Below are 15,840 nucleotides of genomic sequence, written 5' to 3'. Positions count from 1 at the left end.
CCATCCGAGCTCATGGGCGAGGTGATCGACCACTCGACGAAGTCTGGCGAGCGAAATGGCGACTCGTCCAGCAATTGATACTGCGGTCAGCGGTGCTTGAACTCCGCCTGGCGCTTCTGCGCGAACGCCGCCATGCCCTCCTTCTGGTCCTCCGTGGCGAAAGCGGCGTGGAAAGCCCGGCGCTCGAACAGCACGCCCTGGGCCAAGGTGGTCTCGAATGCCGCGTTCACGGCCTCCTTGGCGGCCAGCGCGGCAGGCAGCGATCGCGTCGAGATGGTCGCGGCCACCTCGAGGGCTCGGTCGAGCAGCTCGTCGGCGGGGACCACCCGGGAGACCAGGCCCGAACGCTCGGCCTCCGCGGCGTCCATGCGGCGTCCCGTGAGGATCATGTCCATCGCCTTGGCCTTGCCCACGGCGCGGGTCAGGCGTTGCGAGCCACCCATGCCGGGCAGGACGCCGAGATCTATCTCGGGCTGCCCGAACTGCGCCGTGTCCGCGGCGATCAGGACGTCGCACATCATCGCCAGCTCGCATCCGCCGCCCAGGGCATAGCCGGAGACCGCCGCCACGATGGGTTTGCGCACCCGGGTGAAACCGTCCCAGTCCGCGAACCAGTCGGCGAGGTAGACGTCCGCGTAGTCCTGGGACGCCATCTCCTTGATGTCGGCCCCCGCCGCGAAAGCCCTCTCGGAGCCGGTCAGCAGGATGGTCCCGATGCCCCGGTCCGCGTCGAAGGCCTGTACCGCGGCCACGGTTTCACGCATGGTCTGCGCATTCAGCGCGTTCAGGGCCTTGGGCCGGTCCAGGGTGATCAGACCCACCCGCTCCCGGGTCTCCACCCGGATGTTCTGGTATCGCTGCGCGGACTGGTTCGTCCCGTCCGCCGGGTCTTGCGTGTTCATGCCGGGTTCTCCGAACTGTCGGGGGCTGGGTCGTGACCTGCATTGCCGGCCGCACCACCGGATCGGCTGGTGGCCGGGGCATCCGATGCCTCGCGGATGGTGTTAATGATCGCGGAGAAGTCGGTGTGCGCGCCGCCTTCCTCCGCGAAGGCGCGGTAGATCTGCGCTGCCAGCGGCCCGATGCGGGCACCGGTACCCGTGCTGGCGATCGCGTCCATGGCCAGGCCGAGGTCCTTGGCCATGAGCGCGCCCATGAACCCGGGCTCGTAGTCGCGGTTGGCCGGTGAGGCGGGGACGGGGCCGGGCACCGGGCAGTTCGTGGTCAGCGCCCAGCACTGCCCCGAGGAATGCGCGGCGACATCGAACAGGGCCTGGTGGGTCAGGCCCAGCCGCTCCCCCAGCACGAAGGCCTCCGAGACTGCGATCATGGAGGCGCCCAGGATCATGTTGTTGCAGACCTTCGCGGCCTGTCCGGCTCCGGAGCCGCCGCAGTGGACCAGGTTCTTCCCCATGACCTCGAGCAGCGGCCACACCGCGCGGGCCTCGGCGTCCTCGGCCCCCACCATGAAGGTCAACGTCCCCGCTTCGGCGCCCACCACCCCGCCGGAGACGGGCGCGTCGACCGGCCGGTGACCGGCGGTCCGGGCCAGGTCCGCAGCGGCTCGGGCGTCCTGGACGGAGATCGTCGAGCAGTCGAGGAAGAGCGTTCCCGCCTGCGCGGCGGCCAGGAGACCCGATGCGGCGGGCGCGGAGACCGGCTCGCCTCCCCCTGGAGCCGGCGGGACCTCGGCAGCCGCGGACGCGCCTTCGTACGCTTCCAGAAGATGCCGGCCGCTGGGCAGCATGGTGATCACGACATCGGCGCCCGCTGCGGCGGCCGCACCGGTCCCGGCGACCTCGACCCCTCGTGCGGAAGCCGCCTCGAGGGCTGCCGGGACGAGGTCGAATCCGACCACGCGGTGACCCGCCGCCACCAGGTTCGCCGCCATGGGCCCGCCCATGTTGCCCAGGCCGATGAACGCTATATGTCCGGTCATGACTGATCTCCTGGATGTCTGGTCTCCGGGGTCACCATGGGCCATGGGGCCGGCTTCCTCGCCGCGCGACCGCTGATGTGCCCCACGGCACACCCTAGTGAGGCTCGCCGCTGCGTGCCACCGTCGGGGCGGGCGGCTGTCATCGTCCGCCGAGCTCAAGAACCTCCTGGGCCAGCTCCCCGACATCCTGAGGGTCGTGGCTGACCACCACCGCCGTCCTCCCCGCGAGCACCCGGACCAGCAGCTCGCGCAGCTCGGTCTTGCCGCCGGCGTCCACGGGGGCGAGGGGCTCATCGAGCAGGAGGACCTCCGGTTCGGCGGCGAGCGCACGCGCCAGGGCCACGCGTTGCGCCTGCCCTCCGGAGAGAGCCTCGGGGCGCCGGTCGGCGAAACGCGTGGCGGACAGGTCCTCGAGCCACTGCATGGCCTTGTCCCGTGCTGCGCTGCGTCCCAGCCCCCGTGATCGTGGGGCGAACGCGACGTTCTCCAGCACCGTCAGGTGGGGGAACAGCAGGGGACGCTGGGCCATGAGCGTCACGCCCCGGCGATGCGGGGGCACCCAGGTACCGCGGCCGGCGTCGTCGAGGTCGAAGAGCACGCGCCCCCCGACCGTGCCGCGGCCGGAGGCGGGGATCAGAAGACCCGCCAGCACCCCCAGAATGGTGGACTTCCCGGCCCCGTTGGGACCGGTGATGCCGAGCGTGCGCCCCTGGCCGAGCTCGAACTCGGCCTCGACCTCGCGCTCCGGGATGCGCGCGCGGAACGTCAGGCTCATCGCACGCCCCTGGCCGCGGCACGTGCTCTCGGTGCCGACAGCCCCACGACGGCGATCGCCACGGCCACAAGCACCAGGGACAACGCCACCGCGGCGTCGGGATCCGTCTCCCGCTGGAGGTAGATCTCCAGCGGCAGCGTGCGGGTGACTCCCTGCAGCGAGCCCGCGAAGGTCAGGGTGGCCCCGAACTCGCCCAGGCTCCGGGCGAAGGCGAGCACGGCTCCGGAGGCCAGGCCCGGCAGCACGAGGGGCAGGGTAATACGCCGCAGCACGGTCCCGGGCCCCGCCCCCAGCGTGGCGGCGAGCCCCTCGTACTGGGTGCCCGCGCTGCGCAGGGCGCCCTCCAGCCCCACCACCAGGAAGGGCAGGGAGACGAAGGTCTGGGCGATCACGACGGCGGTGGTGGTGAAGGCGATCGAGAGACCCATGACTTCGAGATGCTGCCCCAGCAGACCGGCCCGCCCGTAGACGTGCAGGAGGGCTATACCGCCCACGACCGGGGGGAGCACCAGGGGCAGCAGGATCAGGGACCGCAGGAACCGCTGGCCGGGAAAGCTGGAGCGGGCCAGCACCAGTGCGAGCGGTGTCCCGAGCAGCACGCACAGCACCGTGCTGGTGGCCGCCGTCCGCAGGCTGAGCCACAGGGCGGCCAGCGAGGACTCGGAGGTGATCAGGCCCCAGAAGCTGCTCAGATCGACCCGCAGGAGCATTCCCAGCACGGGCAGGACGACGAACAGGGCGCCCGCAACGGCCGGAATCGTGACCCACCATGGCAGCGACAGGTAGGACCGGGGCCTGCGGCGGCCCCGCCCGGAGGGTCCGCCGGACCGCGACGTCCCGTCGTCGCCCGCGGGAGCTCGTGCTTCCGACGATGACGCTGCCGTCACGGAGCTCCGAAGCCCTCCTCGGCCAGCCGTTCCTGGCCACGCGAGCCCTGGATGAAGTCGATGAACTCACGGGCCAGGTCGGCGTCGGCGGACGATTCGAGCGCGGCGATCGGGTACCGGTTGATCGCCTCCTCGGTCTGGGCGATCTCGACCTCCTCCACGGCATCGCCGGCGGCGGTGACGTCCGTCTTGTAGACCACTCCCGCATCGGCCTGGCCGGAGGTCACCTTGCCCATCACGTCGGTCACCGCGCTCTCCTCGCTGACCGGGCTCAGGGTGGTGCCCGTGATCTCCTCGATCCGCTCCGTCGCGGCACCGCAGGGCACGCGCTGCTCGCACACCACGACGTTGACGCCCTCCCCCGCCAGGTCCTCGAACGAGGTGATCCCCGCCGGGTTGCCCGCGGGCACCGCGATGGTCAGCAGGTTGGTCGCGAAGATGCTGGGCTCCCCATTCACCAGTCCGGCGTCCACGGCCTTGTCCATGTTGGCCTCGTCGGCGGAGGCGAACACGTCGGCCGGAGCGCCGTCCTGCAGCTGGGTCACCAGCGTGGACGATCCGGCGAAGTTCAGCTCGACGTCGACGCCGGGGTGCTGCTCCTCGAACTCGCCTGCCAGGTCTTCGAACGAGTCGGTCAGGGAGGCCGCGGCGAACACGGAGAGGGTCTGCTCCTCCTCGGTGGCGTCGTCACCGCCCCCGGAGCCGCAGCCGGCCAGGGCCAGGCTCAGCATCACCCCGCCCGCCAAGGCTGTCGTCGTCTTCCGGGTGAACCCGCCCGGGCCCGGCCCGCGATCTGGACTGCGACGATCTGGACTGCGACGGAAGATGTTCATGCGCCCGGTACCTCCACCATGACGTTCGTGGACTTGATGACTGCGGTGGCCACCGCCCCCGGCTCGAGGCCGAGATCCCGCACGGCCTCCGTGCTCATGAGCGACACCACCCGGTGCGGCCCGCACTGCAGCTCGACCTGCGACATCACCGTGTCCGAGGTCACCGCGGTGACCAGCCCCACGAAGCGGTTGCGGGCGGAGCTGGAGACATGCGTCGGGTCGGCGGGTGAGACGGCCTGCTCCCTGACCAGCTGGGCCAGCTCGAGACCGTCCACGACCGTGTGGCCGGAGGGAGTCTTGGAGCCGGTCAGCCTGCCCGCGGCGATCCAGCGGCGGACGGTGTCGTCGCTGACTCCCAGGAAGTGGGCCGCGTCAGTCACGGAGAAGGTGGCCATGAGCGCACCATACCCGCAGATACGGGCGGAGATTAACTTGTTGCCCTGGTATACGGCGTCAAATCAGATATGCGAACGCAGGTGCCCAGCGCCCGGGATTCTCCCGATGTCGAGTGCTCTCGCGCGCTTCCGCACTCCGGAGATCACCGACACCACGGTGAAACACACCCTGGCTACCATGGCCGCATGCGCGAACTGCAGAAGGTCATCGTCGAGGAAATGGGCGTCGCGCCCACCATCGATCCCGCCGGTGCGATCGAGGAGCACGTCCAGTTCCTGTGCGACTACGCCAAGGCCACGGGAGCCGGAGGATTCGTCCTGGGCATCTCCGGCGGAGTCGACTCATCTCTGGCGGGCAGGCTGTGCCAGCTCGCGGCGGAACGGCTGCGCGAGGAGGAGTACGGTGCGGTCTTCGTGGCCGTACGCCTGCCCTACAACGTCCAGCACGACGAGGACGACGCCCAGATCGCCCTGCAGTTCATCCAGGCGGACGAGGTGGTCGACTTCAACGTCGGACCGGCCGTGGACGGCATGGTCGAGGCCTTCGAGGAGTCCACCGGCCGAGCGATCACCGACTACAACAAGGGCAACGTCAAGGCCCGGGCCCGAATGGTCGCGCAGTACGCCCTGGCCGGCGAACGGCGCCTCCTCGTGGTCGGCACCGACCACGGCGCGGAGTCCGTGACGGGCTTCTTCACCAAGTTCGGCGACGGCGGGGCGGACATCCTGCCGAACTTCGGCTTCGACAAGCGCCAGATCCGTTCGCTCGTCAAGCATCTGGGCGGACCCGAATCCGTGTGGAACAAGGTGCCCACCGCAGATCTGCTCGACGGCGCCCCGGGGCAGACGGACGAGACCGAACTCGGCATCACCTACGACGACATCGACGACTACCTCGAGGGCAAGGACGTCGACGACGCCATCGCGGGGCAGATCGAGGCCCGCTGGCTGTCCACCCGGCACAAGCGGACCACCCCGGTCAGCATCCTCGACACCTGGTGGCGCTGAGGGGACGCTGAGGGGCAGCGGCCGGGGTCAGAAGTCCCTGCGCAGGACCAGCCCCTCGTGGGCCCCCAGCACCATCTGCGTGGGCGGCTCGCTCCCGTCGGGCAGCACGTAGCCGCTCGGCAGGGTGACGTGACGCCGCCGCCGTCCGTCGCTCGCCAGGTTGACCACGGCGCGGCCCTTGGTGAAGGTGCGCGTCCAGAGGTTCACCACGCATTCCGGCTCCTGGATGGGCTCGCCCAGATCCCAGGCCATCTCCGGTATCCAATGGCTGCGGCTGCCGTCCGGCGAACTCGCCCCGTACACGCCGCGTCCCCCGCCGAACACCCAATAGGCGGCCAGGCCGTAGCGCACCATGCTCTCCCCCGCTCCCGTGAGGTCGTCAGCATCGGGTGCATCGGCCTGGACCGGGGTGCGCACCACCACCAGCGGGTCGGCGGGAACGGCGTCCGGGCCGGCCAGGCTGAGCCGCTCCGTCTGCTGTCGGGCCGTGCCGGGGTCGAGGATGCGCCCGCCCACCGTGCTCAGCCATGCCGGCTCGAGCACACCGCCCCACGCCGACAGCTTGGCCCATCGCCGTGGCGAGCGGCGGGCGTCGCCCACGGAGGCGACCAGGATCTTGCCGATGTCCCGGAGAGCCCCGCCCGCTTCGGCGATGAGGTCGTCGTTGGCCTCGCGCTGCTGGGTGGTCGACCCGAGGTCCGGCAGCGGGAGGTCCAGCCGCGGGGTCTCCTCGATGTCGCCGACGGTCAGAACGCCGTCGAACGGCGAGCCCTCCAGCTCCGCGGTCACGGCGGAGACCCAGGCATCCCGGTAGGCAGGGTCCCAGGCCCGCATCTGCCACCGGCCGGGTGGATCGCCCCAGCCGACGCGGTCACCGGCCCGGTCGACGGCGAACCAGGACTCGTTGCGCCGCACCTGCTCCGGGGAGACACCGGACGAGTACACCGGCCCGGGCTCGGCCTCATCCACGGTGGCCAGGTCCTTACGGCAGAGCACGGTCACCGCCGGGGAGATGAGCTTGAGCCGCTCGGCGGCAGCGGACTCCCAGGCATCGAAGATGGCGACCCGGCAGCGCGGCGCCCACGTCTCCACTTCCGTGTCCGTGATCGCCGCCGTCCCCCCTGGGCTGTACCTGACCCAGGCCATGGGGGCAGGGCCGATCGAATCGGCTCCCCGTGCGGTTCTTCCGCCTCCCCCGTGCCCGTTGACTGCGGACATATTCCCCCCTGTGGTGCTGCGGATGCACCTGAAATGCGTGGCCGGGCGACCGAGGATGGTGCTCGCTCGCCGGCTTCGTGGATCGGACGCGTCCCTGCCTGCCCCACCCCCCAGTGGCGCAGCGCGCAGTGCTCTCCCAGACGCGTCTAAGACATTGGTACTGAACGACGACGGCCCGGCACAACGCGATCGGCGTCCCCGAAAGAGTGTCGACATGCTCCTGGGCACCGCCCGCGGACGCCAAAAGGTCCGTGATTACACACTCAAAGCCCTAGATTTCGCATGTTTTCCCATGTCAGCAACCGCCGCTGGGAAGCGCCGGACCACCTCCGCGGATCCGGTGCTCATCGGCCAAGATTTCGCTCGGTGACAAAAGTTACAAGCCTCGGTGACCGAGGTCGTGGAGACCCTCGCCTCCCGAGGGCGCCCGAACTCAAGGCCCGGGCATCTGGCCTAGGGTGGAGCGCATGAAGATCGCCACCTGGAACGTCAATTCGATTCGCGCACGAGCCGACCGGGTGGAGGCCTGGCTGAACCGGTCGGACGTCGATGTTCTGGCGATCCAGGAGACCAAGGCGAGGGACGACAACTTCCCGTGGGAGGTCTTCGAGTTCTCCGGCTACGAAGTGGCCCACTTCGGGCTGAGCCAGTGGAACGGGGTGGCCATCGCCTCCCGGGTCGGCCTCGATGACGTCGAACGCACCTTCCCGGACCAGCCCGTGTTCGGCAAGGGCGATCAGGAGCCCGTCCAGGAGGCCCGCGCCATCGGGGCCACCTGCAACGGGGTCCGCGTGTGGTCCCTGTACGTGCCCAACGGCCGGGGGCTGGAGGACCCGCACATGCCGTACAAGCTGTCATGGCTCGAGACCCTCAACCGGCATGCCGGGCAGTGGCTGGCGGAGGACCCGGAGGCCGAGATCGTCCTGGCCGGTGACTGGAACGTCGCCCCTCGCGACGAGGACGTCTGGGACATGCAGTTCTTCATCGACAACCAGATGACGCACGTGTCCGCCCCCGAGCGCGCCGCCTTCAACGCGTTCCTGGAGACGGGATTCGTGGACGTGGTGCGGCAGTACCGCCCGGGGCCCGGCGTGTACACCTACTGGGACTACACCCAGCTGCGGTTCCCCAAGAAGGAGGGGATGCGCATCGACTTCCAGCTGTGCTCCCCGGCGCTCGCGGCGAAGGTCGTGGACGCCTCCATCGACCGGGAGGAGCGCAAGGGCAAGGGCGCCTCCGACCACGCCCCCGTGATCATCGACGTCGGGTCCTGAGAAGGTCATGGCACCGCTGCTCAACGCCGGAACCGCCTGGCGGGGCGCCACGGGCGTGCCGCAACGCTTCAGCCTGCGCGTCTACGTGGCCGAAGCCGACCTGGACGAGATCTACGCCCCGCTCGTCCCGCGCGCCGTCTCCCCGGAGACCGGCGGGGGCACCCAGCTGGCGGAAGAGCTCACGCGCCTGGCCGCCCAGGAACGGGGCGCCCTGCCGCCCACGCAGGACCCGCTGTGGCGGCTCCCCTTCTCGACCGCGCCCCTGGCTCGTCGAGAACTCTTGAGCGATACGCCGGACTTCCCGGTGTACCACGCACCGCAGCGCCTGCGGCGCACCATGCAGCTGGTCTCGACCGCCGAGCAGAAGAGCGCCAACCCCCTGATCACCCTGCTCCTGCAGGACGACGAGATCCGCGACCGCGGGCGGTCCGCAGAGCCCGAGCACTTCCTTCCCGTCTACGCCCGGGAATCCGACTGGAGCGTGCCGATCAGCTGGTTCGCCCTCTTCAAGGACGAGGACCGCGCTCCGGCCGATCACGACGGTGAGATCACCCACCGCCTGGCCGTTCCCGCGGACGTGGCCGCCCGCCGGGCGGCGTGGAGCGCGAAGGTGCTGGGCGAGCTGGAACACGACGACCTCCAGGAGCTCGCGGAGGACCTCGGCCGCCTGGCCAAGTGGTCGGCGACCTTCTCCGCCGCCTCCCTCATCTGCCTGGACTACGGCTCCATCGCGGACTCGATCCAGCCCGACGGCAGCCCGCTGGACTTCGACGATGCCATCCATCTGATCGACGACGGCGATCTCGACAGCGCCGGGGTGGCCCTCCGGCGGCTCATGATGCGGTGGATGCCCCTGGCCCATCTGGAGCACGCCAGCTGACCGTCACTCCGCCTCGGTCAGTCCACCTTCATGGAATCGACCTCTTCGACGGGAAGGGTGGAGCAGTGGTCGTTGAGCCACGTGGGGACGGGCTCGAGGACATCGCGCACGTCCATCAGCTCCTGAGGGCTCAGGCCGTCCCCGTCGCTGCGCAGTTCCTCGGCGGCATCCCGGAAGGCACTCCGCACGTCCTCGGGCAGCGAGGCCAAGGCGTCGTCGATGGAGTCTGCGGCCTCCCCCAGGGTCCGGGGTCCGAGAGCCTCGTCGTCACCGTCCGGTTCGGCCTCCAGCCCGAGCAGGGTCACGGAGAGATAAGCGTCTGCCACGGCGAAGCACTCGTCGACGTCACCTGGTGCCGCAACGGGAGCGGGCTCGGAGACGGTCGTCTCCGGCTCCGGAGAATGCTCCTGGACCGGGTAGTCGGCCTCGCATCCGCTGACGACGACGGCCGACACGAGGGCCGCGCCGATCATCACCCCTGAGCGGCGCCTGCTGCCTGCTTTCCCGCGAACGGATCCCTTCACGGCTCCAGGGTACGAGAGAAAGCCGCTGTCCACGCCCCATAGGCGGGTACAGTGCGAGCCATGGCCTGGACACGATCCCAGCAGACCTTCCTCGCAGCGACCTCGCGCATCACGAAGCCCTATGACACTCAGACCGTCGACCTGCCGGAGAAGCTGCTGGCGGCCGACGAGATCGTGCACGAGGTGCTCGTCGGGGATACCCGATCCGATGCGAACCCCTTCCTGCTGGTGACCGACCGCCGCGTCCTGGTGGCACGACGCAAGCTCTTCCGCGGCTGGCGGGTCCTCGGGCAGGCGGCGATCCCGGAGATCGTCGAGGCCGAGTACCTCCCGACCACGCTCTCCGGGTCCTTGCAGGTCCATACACGTTCCGAGCCGACCTTCGAGATCGTCAGCGACGACCGGCCGCAGGCCGAGCTCGTCGTCGCGCTGCTGCGCCATCTGATCAGCGGCGGCGCACCTCCCGAACCGGTGCTGCCCGGCCCCGAGACGCTCGACGGCTCCTCGCCGGCCGGGTACAGGGCCTCGCTGCCGGTAGAGGCACCGGAGAACATCACCGCCTCCGTGATGTGCGCAGCGGCTCGCGGTACGAGCCGGTGCGCGCTCGTCGTGACGGAACGGAGCGTGCTGGTCGCCGCCCCCGGCATGATGGGATGGCGCTTCGAGGACGAGGCGCCGATGCCCGAAGTGCTCGGCGCTGAGACGACCTCCCCGGCCTCGGCTGACACGATCACGATCGTGGTGCACCTGACCGGCGGGCGCCGCATCGAACGGCACGGGGCGGCCGGACCGGCCGGTCGGACGTTCGTGGCGGAGGTCAACCGGCTGGTGGGCGAGGCGTAGCCCCGGCAGAGAGGTCCGGCGCAGAGCGTCGTCGCAGTGCTGCGACAAGCGGAGAGGACCTGGCGGGGGAAAGGCAAAACCCCCGCGATGTAGAAGCTACGCGAGGGTTTCTGGGGTGATTGTAATGATCACCCTTGTGGCTCCGACCGGCGTCGATCCGGTGACCTTACGATTTTCAGTCGTACGCTCTACCAACTGAGCTACAGAGCCGGGCATCCTTGAGGATGCCAAGACGGCGCTCAGCTCTCGCTGACGCCGTCTTTGCGACCCTGACGGGACTTGAACCCGCGACCTCCGCCGTGACAGGGCGGCGCGCTAACCAACTGCGCTACAGGGCCTGGTGTGGTGGCGAAATCCACGGCTTTCCGTGGCCTTCACCGTTTTCCAACGAGGAGAGATACTAGCATCAGCACCACCCCCGGAGGCAAATCGAACGAGTACCCGCACCGGATGGGCGCGCATTCTCGCTCGCATCGGCAACGTGGTGATCGCCGATGGAGTACCCCCAACGGGATTCGAACCCGTGCCGCCGCCGTGAAAGGGCGGTGTCCTAGGCCGCTAGACGATGGGGGCCTTGTCCTCGCGGACGATCGCTCACTGTACCAGCATTCACAATAAGAGTGTGATTCAGTTTTCGCGCAAGGACTTCGAGACCGCGGTCGACGACGCCATCGATCTGATCCCGGACGAGCTCTTCCGGGCGATGGAGAACGTGGTGATCCTGATCGGCTCCGAACCCCCTGACCATTCCCCCGGTGTGCTCGGACTCTACGAGGGCGTGCCGCTGACCGAGCGGGACTCCTCTTGGGCGGGCTCCCTGCCGGACACCATCCACATCTTCCAGGGACCCCTGCAACGGATGTGCTCCACGCGCGAGGAACTGGTCCACGAGATCACGGTCACCGTGGTGCACGAGATCGCGCACTTCTTCGGAATCCCCGAGTCCCGGCTCCATGGCCTGGGGTGGGGGTGAGGAGCCGCACCGGTTTTCACCTCCGCCCCCGCCAGAATAAGGAAACTCACATGTTCTTGGTGCAATGATGGTTGGGTGCGTCGCCATCGGTGGCGGCCGCCGTAGGGAGGGGAGGCTCAACGATGAACCAGCCACTCGGCTTGCCTTCAGAGGTGAACGCGGGGACCTGGAGGACGTGGGATCGCACTCACCAGATCGACGAGGTCCGTACGGTGCAGCCGCGCTCGCTCGAGGAGCTGGTGGAGGCCGTCGTCGCCGTCCGGGAATCCGGCGCCGGGCTGAGACCGGCGGGTTCCGGGCACAGCTTCAGCGAACTGGCCGCGCCCCGTGACGTGCGCCTTGACCTCACCGAACTCACCGGTCTGCTGGAGATCAACCGCACGACCAATCAAGCCCGCTTCCTGGCCGGGACCACCCTGATCCGGGCGGCCAGGATCCTCGAAGGCGAGGGGCTGGCCTTCTCCAACCTTCCCGACATCCTGCATCAGACGGTGGGGGGGGCCGTGTCCACGGCCACCCATGGAACGGGGACGGGCTACCCGTCGATGTCCGGTCAGGTGTGCGCGCTGACCCTGGTCACCGCCTCGGGCGAAGTCCTGGAGTGCTCACCGGCCAAGAACCGCGAGGTCTTCCAGGCCGCCCGCGCCGGCCTGGGGGTGATCGGCGTGGTGGCGAGCGTGACCTTCCAGTGCGAGCCCACCTATCGTCTGCACTCGGCCGAGTTCAAGGAACCGGTGGACCAGCTGGTCGATGCCGTGGGCGAGCGGATGGCCTCGGCCGATCACTTCGAGTTCTTCTGGAACCCCGTGACGGGCTCGACCCACTCCCACATCATGACCCGCCTGCATCGCCTGCCCGACGAGTGGGCCAAGCCCGGCTCAAAGGTCGCGCAGACGGTCCGGCGGATGGACGACACGGTCCTGCGGCGCGGGCTGCCGCTGGGCCTGAACCGGCTGGCCAGCTGGGCGCCCAAGGCGATCCCCGGCCTGAACCGCCTGGACACCCTGGCCGTGAGTTCCCGGGCCTTCACGGACCTGTCCTACAAGGTCTTCTCCTCCGCCCGGCCGGTCAAGTACGTCCAGACGGAGTGGGCGGTGCCCCTCGAGGATCTGACCGAGGCCTTCCGGGATGTCCAGAAGACCCTCGAGAAACGCGGCTCCTATCTGGGCCTGCCCGTGACCGTACGGTGTGCAGCACCCGAGGAGGCCTGGCTGTCCCCGGCGCAGGGGCGCTACACGGGATGGATCTCGGTCCGTCAGTTCTGGCGTACGTGGACACCGGAACTCTTCGACGAGTTGCAGACCGTGTTCCTGGCTCACGGCGCCCGCCCCCACTGGGGTGGGCGGCACACTCTCGAAGCCGCCGAGCTGGCAGAGAAGTACAAGCACTGGGACGACTTCCTGCGCATCCGCGAGCACCTGGACCCGGACGGCGTGCTGCTGTCGGAGCCCACGCGGCGCCTCTTGGGGGTCTGAGCCCTCCCCTTTCCCGCCGAGTAGCGAGTTGAGCCGCCCATCATCCTCGATGGGCGGCTCAACTCACTACTCGGCGGGGGAGAAGGATGACGACGTCCGGGCCTGGTTCCTCCGCCCCGGACGGACGGCTCCACAGACTGAGACGCTCACCCGCCCCCAGGAGCGGTTACCCCCAGAGCCGATCGCGTCCTCGGCTCAGGCCCGACGGCCTGATGCGCTGGGGGCATGCCCACTCCCCCTCATCGCCCGCCGAGCCAGATCCCGGTCCGCAGCTTCACCCGCGCCGAGGCCATCGCACTCGGGCTCACCCGGCATCAGCTCGAGAATCCCGCCTACGAGCTGGTGACCCGCGGCGTCTGGGCCCGCACGGATAGGCCCGAACCCGGAGATCCTGCGGCCCGGATCCTGGAGGACCTCTACGCCATCCAGCACACGAAGCCCGACACCGTGGCCAGCCACGTGACGGCCGGGGTGCTGCTGGCGCTTCGTCTGCCGGGTCCGCTGCGCATGAGCCGTCCGATCCACCTGACCCGGATCAGCGGTCGCCACCGCCCCACCGGGGACCGGATCGCGGGGCATCTGAGCCGTCTGCCCGCGGACGACATCCTGTGCGCCCACGCCGTCCTGCTCACCGGCCCGGCGCGCACACTAGTCGACATCGCGGCCATGCAGCACCACGGCAGGCCTCTGCTCTCCGACGACCAGCTGGTGGGCCTGATCGACGGCGTGATCTGCGAGCACGGATACGGGCCGAGGGCCGGGCTGGTCCCCCTGCGGTCACGGGCCGCTCTGGAAGCCGGCCTGGTTCGCTGGAAAGGGCACCGTGGCGTGGCGAGGGTCCGCCGGGCCCTCACCCGCGCAGCCGCAGGCGTCGACTCGGCCATGGAGACCCGCGCCCGCCTGCTCCTCGCCGAGCACGACGACGGCGACTGGGTCACCGACCTCGAACTCCGCGCACCCGGCTTCCGGCCCGTGTGGCCCGACCTCGCCGACACCGTCCACCGGCTGAGCCTCCAGCTCGAGGGCCCGCACCATGACTCGGCGGAGCAGCGGGTCCGGGACATCGAACGGGCCCGGGCGACGGCAGCTGCCGGCTGGCAGGAGGTCCGCGCCACGGACCGGGATCTCCGCTCCGTGGCGCGGCGGACCGCCCGGACTGCTGGACCTGGTCGCGGAGGCCCGCCGTCGTTGCTGAATCGTCATGGCATGCGTGCCCACGCGGCGCGGCGAACCATACCACCAGTCAGATGCGACTTGGGCCGCCCATCGAAACCGATGGGCGGCCCAACTCACCACTGAGCCGGAACTACCGGCTCAAGTCACGACTCGGCCGGGATGGCCGGCCGGTGATCACGCCCGCGAGACGCGCACCATCTCGTCGCGCTCGACCACCTTGACGCGCTCGCGGGGGTTGCCCTCGGCGTCGTGGGAGGAGGCGCCCAGGTGCTGCTCGTACTCGTCCAGCTGCAGCCAGCCGTCCCAGGTGGTGAACTCGATCCCCTTGGCCTCCATGGCGTGCTTGATCGCACCCTGCTCCGGGTGGTCGGCGCCTTCGAGCGTGGGGACGTCCTCGAGCAGGTGGGTGATGGTCTCCAGGGCATCCGACTTGGTGGCGCCGATCAGGCCCACCGGGCCGCGCTTGATCCACCCGGTCGCGTACACGCCCGGGTGCACCACGCCGTTCGGGTCCAGCACCCGGCCTTCGTCGTTGAGGATCACGCCGCGCTGGAGGTCGAACGGGATCTCGGCCAGGGGCGAGCCGAGGTAGCCGATCGCGTGGTAGATCGCGCCGACCTCGTGGTCGATGTACTCGCCGGTCGGGGAGACCGAACCGTCCTCGTTGAGGCGGGTCCGTTCGGTGCGCAGAGCGGTCACCTTGCCGTCCTCGCCCAGGACCTCCTCGGGACGCTGGAAGAAGTGCAGGTGCAGGCGCCGGGAGGCGGTCTTGGGCGAATCGTCCTCGAGCCACTTGCGCAGGGTCTTGAGCATGACCTTGGTCTGGTTGTTATCCCCGGCGGCCGCCTCGGAGATGTGCTCCTCCGAGATGTCCTCGCCGTGCACGATGAGGTCCACATCCGGGACCTTGGCCAGCTCGCGCAGCTCCAGCGGGGTGAACTTCATCTGCGCGGGGCCGCGGCGGCCGAACACGTGCACGTCCGTGACCGGGTTGGCCTTCAGGCCCTGGTAGACGTTGCCGGGGATCTCCGTGGTCAGCATGTCGTCGGCGTGCTTGGCCAGGACGCGAGCCACGTCCAGCGCCACGTTGCCGTTGCCGATCACCGCCACCTTCTCCGCCTCGAGCGGCCACGTGCGCGGGTAGTCGGGGTGGCCGTCGTACCAGGCCACGAACTTGGCGGCTCCGAAGACGCCGTCGAGCTCCACGCCCGGGACCTCCAGCGGGGCGTCGTCGACGGCGCCGGTGGAGAACACGACCGCGTCGTAGTACTCCTTGAGGTCACCGAGGGTGAGGTCGGAGCCGTAGTCGACGTTGCCGAAGAAGCGGATGTCGCCGCGGCTCAGGATCGAGCGCAGCGCGGTCACGATGCCCTTGATGCGGGGGTGGTCGGGGGCAACGCCGTAGCGGATCAGCCCGAAGGGGGTGGGGTAACGGTCGAAGAGATCGATGGCGACCTCGATCTCGCCGTTCTTCACCGCATCCGACTTGGTCAGCATGTCCGCGGTGTAGATCCCGGCCGGACCGGCACCGATCACAGCCACGCGCAATGGACGCTTACCCGGGATGGTCTCTACCACTGGTTTCCTCTCTTCTCGGCGCTCCCGTGAGCCCCGGTTGTACAGCAAGGTTCGATGACGAC

16 protein-coding genes and 3 tRNA genes are annotated in these 15,840 nt (G+C 69.5%); 7 read left to right on the top strand and 12 right to left on the bottom strand.

All coding sequences use genetic code 11. The features are described from left to right. Window positions 1-86 precede the first annotated feature (86 nt). The 6 genes from FCK90_RS09585 to FCK90_RS09560 all read right to left on the bottom strand — a co-directional run bounded on the left by FCK90_RS09585 (window position 87) and on the right by FCK90_RS09560 (window position 4,829). Window positions 87-902: an enoyl-CoA hydratase gene (locus tag FCK90_RS09585; protein WP_158034084.1), complete on the bottom strand. Its 816-nt coding sequence runs from the start codon at window positions 900-902 to the stop codon at window positions 87-89. Continuing rightward, on the bottom strand, window positions 899-1,939 hold the full coding sequence (locus FCK90_RS09580; RefSeq protein ID WP_158034083.1) for an NAD(P)-binding domain-containing protein: 1,041 nt from the start codon (window positions 1,937-1,939) through the stop codon (window positions 899-901). The genes FCK90_RS09585 and FCK90_RS09580 overlap by 4 nt, the downstream gene beginning before the upstream one ends. Window positions 1,940-2,078: 139 nt before the next feature. Beyond that, window positions 2,079-2,714 (bottom strand): ATP-binding cassette domain-containing protein, encoded by a 636-nt coding sequence (locus tag FCK90_RS09575; RefSeq protein ID WP_158034082.1) that lies wholly within the window; start codon window positions 2,712-2,714, stop codon window positions 2,079-2,081. After that, window positions 2,711-3,496 carry an ABC transporter permease gene (locus tag FCK90_RS09570; RefSeq protein ID WP_246180137.1) on the bottom strand — a complete coding sequence of 262 codons (786 nt, stop codon included), beginning with the start codon at window positions 3,494-3,496 and terminating at the stop codon, window positions 2,711-2,713. Before FCK90_RS09570 ends, FCK90_RS09575 begins: the two co-directional genes overlap by 4 nt. Window positions 3,497-3,597: 101 nt before the next feature. Continuing rightward, entirely contained in the window at window positions 3,598-4,434 is an 837-nt protein-coding gene (gene modA / locus FCK90_RS09565; protein WP_158034081.1) for a molybdate ABC transporter substrate-binding protein, read from the bottom strand. Then, window positions 4,431-4,829, bottom strand: a complete 399-nt coding sequence (locus FCK90_RS09560) for a TOBE domain-containing protein (RefSeq protein ID WP_158034080.1) — start codon at window positions 4,827-4,829, stop codon at window positions 4,431-4,433. Before FCK90_RS09560 ends, modA begins: the two co-directional genes overlap by 4 nt. A 186-nt stretch (window positions 4,830-5,015) precedes the next feature. On the opposite strand from FCK90_RS09560, the gene nadE reads away from it, so the two are divergent. Next, window positions 5,016-5,837 carry an ammonia-dependent NAD(+) synthetase gene (gene nadE, locus FCK90_RS09555; protein WP_158034079.1) on the top strand — a complete coding sequence of 274 codons (822 nt, stop codon included), beginning with the start codon at window positions 5,016-5,018 and terminating at the stop codon, window positions 5,835-5,837. A gap of 27 nt (window positions 5,838-5,864) precedes the next feature. On the opposite strand, the gene FCK90_RS09550 is transcribed toward nadE, so the two are convergent. Then, window positions 5,865-7,055: a putative glycoside hydrolase gene (locus tag FCK90_RS09550; RefSeq protein ID WP_181954271.1), complete on the bottom strand. Its 1,191-nt coding sequence runs from the start codon at window positions 7,053-7,055 to the stop codon at window positions 5,865-5,867. A gap of 467 nt (window positions 7,056-7,522) precedes the next feature. Here FCK90_RS09550 and FCK90_RS09545 point away from each other — a divergent pair, with 467 nt between their 5' ends. Further along, window positions 7,523-8,329 (top strand): exodeoxyribonuclease III, encoded by an 807-nt coding sequence (locus FCK90_RS09545; protein WP_158034077.1) that lies wholly within the window; start codon window positions 7,523-7,525, stop codon window positions 8,327-8,329. A 7-nt stretch (window positions 8,330-8,336) separates the two neighbouring features. Then, window positions 8,337-9,209 (top strand): DUF8083 family protein, encoded by an 873-nt coding sequence (locus FCK90_RS09540; RefSeq protein ID WP_158034076.1) that lies wholly within the window; start codon window positions 8,337-8,339, stop codon window positions 9,207-9,209. A 17-nt stretch (window positions 9,210-9,226) separates the two neighbouring features. Here FCK90_RS09540 and FCK90_RS15395 read toward each other — a convergent pair whose 3' ends face one another. After that, window positions 9,227-9,733, bottom strand: a complete 507-nt coding sequence (locus FCK90_RS15395) for a hypothetical protein (protein WP_181954270.1) — start codon at window positions 9,731-9,733, stop codon at window positions 9,227-9,229. Between the two features lie 60 nt (window positions 9,734-9,793). Here FCK90_RS15395 and FCK90_RS09530 point away from each other — a divergent pair, with 60 nt between their 5' ends. Further along, a complete protein-coding gene (locus tag FCK90_RS09530; RefSeq protein ID WP_158034075.1) occupies window positions 9,794-10,576 on the top strand; it encodes a PH domain-containing protein in 783 nt (260 codons plus the stop codon). 137 nt (window positions 10,577-10,713) lie between these two features. Here FCK90_RS09530 and FCK90_RS09525 read toward each other — a convergent pair. From FCK90_RS09525 to FCK90_RS09515, 3 genes are all read right to left on the bottom strand, one after another. Continuing rightward, window positions 10,714-10,786: transfer RNA gene (locus FCK90_RS09525), tRNA-Phe, on the bottom strand. Between the two features lie 54 nt (window positions 10,787-10,840). Next, window positions 10,841-10,914 (bottom strand) — tRNA-Asp (locus FCK90_RS09520). A gap of 162 nt (window positions 10,915-11,076) precedes the next feature. Beyond that, window positions 11,077-11,149 (bottom strand) — tRNA-Glu (locus FCK90_RS09515). Between the two features lie 49 nt (window positions 11,150-11,198). Between FCK90_RS09515 and FCK90_RS09510 the strand changes: the two genes are divergently transcribed. The 3 genes from FCK90_RS09510 (at window position 11,199) to FCK90_RS09500 (ending at window position 14,323) form a co-directional block, all read left to right on the top strand. Then, window positions 11,199-11,549, top strand: coding sequence for a metallopeptidase family protein (locus FCK90_RS09510; RefSeq protein ID WP_246180121.1), 351 nt, complete (start codon window positions 11,199-11,201; stop codon window positions 11,547-11,549). A 122-nt stretch (window positions 11,550-11,671) separates the two neighbouring features. Further along, window positions 11,672-13,024, top strand: coding sequence for a D-arabinono-1,4-lactone oxidase (locus tag FCK90_RS09505; RefSeq protein WP_158034073.1), 1,353 nt, complete (start codon window positions 11,672-11,674; stop codon window positions 13,022-13,024). Window positions 13,025-13,249: 225 nt separating this feature from the next. Next, the gene (locus FCK90_RS09500) at window positions 13,250-14,323 is read left to right on the top strand and encodes a hypothetical protein (protein WP_158034072.1); all 1,074 of its coding nucleotides are present in this window, start codon (window positions 13,250-13,252) and stop codon (window positions 14,321-14,323) included. Window positions 14,324-14,374: 51 nt separating this feature from the next. On the opposite strand, the gene FCK90_RS09495 is transcribed toward FCK90_RS09500, so the two are convergent. Next, entirely contained in the window at window positions 14,375-15,778 is a 1,404-nt protein-coding gene (locus FCK90_RS09495) for an FAD-dependent oxidoreductase (protein ID WP_246180119.1), read from the bottom strand. Window positions 15,779-15,840: the final 62 nt, after the last annotated feature.

It is taken from the genome of Kocuria coralli, from assembly GCF_008831305.1.
Classification (GTDB): domain Bacteria; phylum Actinomycetota; class Actinomycetes; order Actinomycetales; family Micrococcaceae; genus Kocuria; species Kocuria coralli.
This window is presented reverse-complemented; position numbering and strand designations above follow the sequence as displayed.

What these genes read in the sequence shown, in the direction of transcription:
- nadE (WP_158034079.1), top strand. Translation starts at nt 5,016, where the DNA reads ATGCGCGAACTGCAGAAGGTCATCGTCGAGGAAATGGGCGTCGCGCCC.
- FCK90_RS09545 (WP_158034077.1), top strand. Translation starts at nt 7,523, where the DNA reads ATGAAGATCGCCACCTGGAACGTCAATTCGATTCGCGCACGAGCCGAC.
- FCK90_RS09575 (WP_158034082.1), bottom strand. Translation starts at nt 2,714, where the DNA reads ATGAGCCTGACGTTCCGCGCGCGCATCCCGGAGCGCGAGGTCGAGGCC.
- FCK90_RS09505 (WP_158034073.1), top strand. Translation starts at nt 11,672, where the DNA reads ATGAACCAGCCACTCGGCTTGCCTTCAGAGGTGAACGCGGGGACCTGG.
- FCK90_RS09580 (WP_158034083.1), bottom strand. Translation starts at nt 1,939, where the DNA reads ATGACCGGACATATAGCGTTCATCGGCCTGGGCAACATGGGCGGGCCC.
- FCK90_RS09585 (WP_158034084.1), bottom strand. Translation starts at nt 902, where the DNA reads ATGAACACGCAAGACCCGGCGGACGGGACGAACCAGTCCGCGCAGCGA.
- FCK90_RS09560 (WP_158034080.1), bottom strand. Translation starts at nt 4,829, where the DNA reads ATGGCCACCTTCTCCGTGACTGACGCGGCCCACTTCCTGGGAGTCAGC.
- modA (WP_158034081.1), bottom strand. Translation starts at nt 4,434, where the DNA reads ATGAACATCTTCCGTCGCAGTCCAGATCGTCGCAGTCCAGATCGCGGG.
- FCK90_RS09530 (WP_158034075.1), top strand. Translation starts at nt 9,794, where the DNA reads ATGGCCTGGACACGATCCCAGCAGACCTTCCTCGCAGCGACCTCGCGC.
- FCK90_RS09550 (WP_181954271.1), bottom strand. Translation starts at nt 7,055, where the DNA reads ATGTCCGCAGTCAACGGGCACGGGGGAGGCGGAAGAACCGCACGGGGA.
- FCK90_RS09500 (WP_158034072.1), top strand. Translation starts at nt 13,250, where the DNA reads ATGCCCACTCCCCCTCATCGCCCGCCGAGCCAGATCCCGGTCCGCAGC.
- FCK90_RS09540 (WP_158034076.1), top strand. Translation starts at nt 8,337, where the DNA reads ATGGCACCGCTGCTCAACGCCGGAACCGCCTGGCGGGGCGCCACGGGC.